Consider the following 3,225-nt stretch of genomic DNA (forward strand, 5'->3'; position numbering starts at 1 on the left):
GAGGCGATGAAAGACGTGATACCCTGCGATAAGCTTGGGGGAGCCGGGAATAGGCTTTGATCCCAAGATCTCTGAATGGGGGAACCCACCTGAAAGTTCGTTATTGTTAGCTCTGCTAATCAATAATGGGCTTAACCAGGTACTTAAGGACTGAATACATAGGTCTTTAAGAGCAAACCCGGGGAACTGAAACATCTAAGTACCCGGAGGAAAGGACATCAATAGAGACTCCGTTAGTAGTGGCGAGCGAACGCGGACCAGCCGAGCCTGATGAGTGACCAGAATGCGTTGGGAAACGCAGCCAGAGCGGGTGACAGCCCCGTATGGGAAGCTCTGAGGGACGTATTAAGTAGGGCGGGACACGTGAAATCCTGTTCGAAGACCGGAGGACCACCTCCGAAGGCTAAGTACTCCTTACTGACCGATAGCGAACCAGTACCGTGAGGGAAAGGTGAAAAGCACCCCGGCGAGGGGAGTGAAACAGTACCTGAAACCGAACGCCTACAATCAGTTGGAGGCCCCTTGAGGGCTGACAGCGTACCTTTTGTATAATGGGTCATCGACTTGGTCTCACGAGCAAGCTTAAACCGCTAGGTGTAGGCGCAGCGAAAGCGAGTCTTAATAGGGCGCATGAGTTCGTGGGATCAGACCCGAAACCGAGTGATCTAGGCATGGCCAGGTTGAAGGTGCGGTAACACGCACTGGAGGACCGAACCCACATCCGTTGAAAAGGATCGGGATGAGCTGTGCCTAGGGGTGAAAGGCCAATCAAACTCGGAGATAGCTGGTTCTCTGCGAAATCTATTTAGGTAGAGCGTCATCCGAATACCCCGGGGGGTAGAGCACTGGATGGGTAATGGGGCCCCACAGGCTTACTGATCCTAACCAAACTCCGAATACCCGGGAGTACTAGATGGCAGACACACGGCGGATGCTAACGTCCGTCGTGGAGAGGGAAACAACCCTGACCTCCGGCTAAGGCCCCCAATTCATGGCTAAGTGGGAAAGCAGGTGAGACGTCCAAAACAACCAGGAGGTTGGCTTAGAAGCAGCCATCCTTTAAAGATAGCGTAACAGCTCACTGGTCTAATCAAGATGTCTTGCGGCGAAGATGTAACGGGGCTCAAGCCATGAGCCGAAGCCGAGGATGCACATAGTGCATGGTAGCAGAGCGTAGTGTGACATAGTCTCATTCCTCCTTAGTATCTTCGGATACGTTGGAGGAGAGAGGCTTTCGATGAAGCCGGGGCGTGAGCCATCCGGTGGAGAGATCACTAGCGAGAATGATGACATGAGTAGCGACAAAGAGTGTGAGAGACACTCTCGCCGAAAGTCCAAGGGTTCCTGCTTAAAGCTAATCTGAGCAGGGTAAGCCGGCCCCTAAGCCGAGGCCGAAAGGCGTAGGCGATGGGAACTAGGTTAATATTCCTAGGCCAGGAGGATGTGACGGATCATGAAGGTTGTCCGCCCTTATCGGATTGGGCGGGCCGCTGATTGGTCCCTGGAAATAGCCCTCCATCAGACCGTACCCTAAACCGACACAGGTGGACTGGTAGAGAATACCAAGGCGCTTGAGAGAACGATGTTGAAGGAACTCGGCAAAATACCTCCGTAAGTTCGCGAGAAGGAGGCCCGGGTTCAAGGCAACTTGGATCCGGGGGCACAAACCAGGGGGTGGCGACTGTTTATTAAAAACACAGGGCTCTGCGAAGCCGTAAGGCGACGTATAGGGTCTGACGCCTGCCCGGTGCCTGAAGGTTAAAAGGAGGGGTGAGAGCTCCGAATTGAAGCCCAGGTAAACGGCGGCCGTAACTATAACGGTCCTAAGGTAGCGAAATTCCTTGTCGGGTAAGTTCCGACCTGCACGAATGGCGTAACGACTTCCCCGCTGTCTCCAACATCGACTCAGCGAAATTGAATTGCCTGTCAAGATGCAGGCTTCCCGCGGTTAGACGGAAAGACCCCGTGCACCTTTACTACAGCTTCGCACTGGCATCAGGATTGTGATGTGCAGGATAGGTGGTAGGCATCGAAGCCGGGACGCAAGTCCCGGTGGAGCCTCCCTTGAGATACCACCCTTCGCACTCTTGATGTCTAACCGCGGTCCGTTATCCGGATCCGGGACCCTGCGTGGCGGGTAGTTTGACTGGGGCGGTCGCCTCCTAAAGAGTAACGGAGGCGCGCGAAGGTTGGCTCAGAGCGGTCGGAAATCGCTCGTTGAGTGCAATGGCAGAAGCCAGCCTGACTGCAAGACTGACAAGTCGAGCAGAGACGAAAGTCGGCCATAGTGATCCGGTGGTCCCGCGTGGAAGGGCCATCGCTCAACGGATAAAAGGTACGCCGGGGATAACAGGCTGATACTGCCCAAGAGTCCATATCGACGGCAGTGTTTGGCACCTCGATGTCGGCTCATCTCATCCTGGGGCTGGAGCAGGTCCCAAGGGTACGGCTGTTCGCCGTTTAAAGAGGTACGTGAGCTGGGTTTAGAACGTCGTGAGACAGTTCGGTCCCTATCTGCCGTGGGTGTAGGATACTTGAGAGGAGTTGCCCCTAGTACGAGAGGACCGGGGTGAACGATCCACTGGTGGACCAGTTGTTATGCCAATAGCAGTGCTGGGTAGCTATGATCGGACAGGATAACCGCTGAAGGCATCTAAGCGGGAAGCCCCCCTCAAAACAAGGTATCCCTGAGGGCCGTGGAAGACCACCACGCCGATAGGCCGGAGGTGTAAGCGCAGCAATGCGTTCAGCTGACCGGTACTAATCGCCCGATAGGCTTGATTTGATCCAGTAACAGACAGTGTTACAGACCAAATAAGCAAACACATCCCTAACTGAACCTGGACATGTTGATTGTACTGCCTTCCGCCTGTGGAAACGTCCCGTGACGTAACTGGGGTGCGGTCTCTCGCGCATTTGCTTCGCAAATACGCTGCCGACCGCCAACCAAGAAAATCCACCTGCCGAAGGCAGATGGATTTTTCTTGGTTTGGTGGCTACAGCACAAGTGAAACACCCGGTCCCATCCCGAACCCGGAAGTTAAGCACTGTCGCGCCGATGGTACTTGGGCTCAAGCCCTGGGAGAGTAGGTCACCGCCAAACCTAGTAAAATCCAAATATCTCTCCGAACGATACAAAAACACCTGACGCGGGATGGAGCAGCCAGGTAGCTCGTCAGGCTCATAACCTGAAGGTCGCAGGTTCAAATCCTGCTCCCGCAACCA

Annotated in this window: 1 tRNA gene and 2 rRNA genes (1 of these 3 running past the window's edge); all 3 read left to right on the plus strand. The window is 54.5% G+C overall.

What is annotated here, in order from left to right:
• Positions 1-2,785: ribosomal RNA gene (locus AC58NV_RS23345) — 23S ribosomal RNA — on the plus strand (it extends 43 nt beyond the left edge of the window).
• A 203-nt stretch (positions 2,786-2,988) separates the two neighbouring features.
• Positions 2,989-3,103 (plus strand): 5S ribosomal RNA (gene rrf, locus AC58NV_RS23350).
• A gap of 45 nt (positions 3,104-3,148) precedes the next feature.
• Positions 3,149-3,225: transfer RNA gene (locus tag AC58NV_RS23355), tRNA-Met, on the plus strand.

The organism is Leisingera sp. ANG49 (assembly GCF_059694505.1).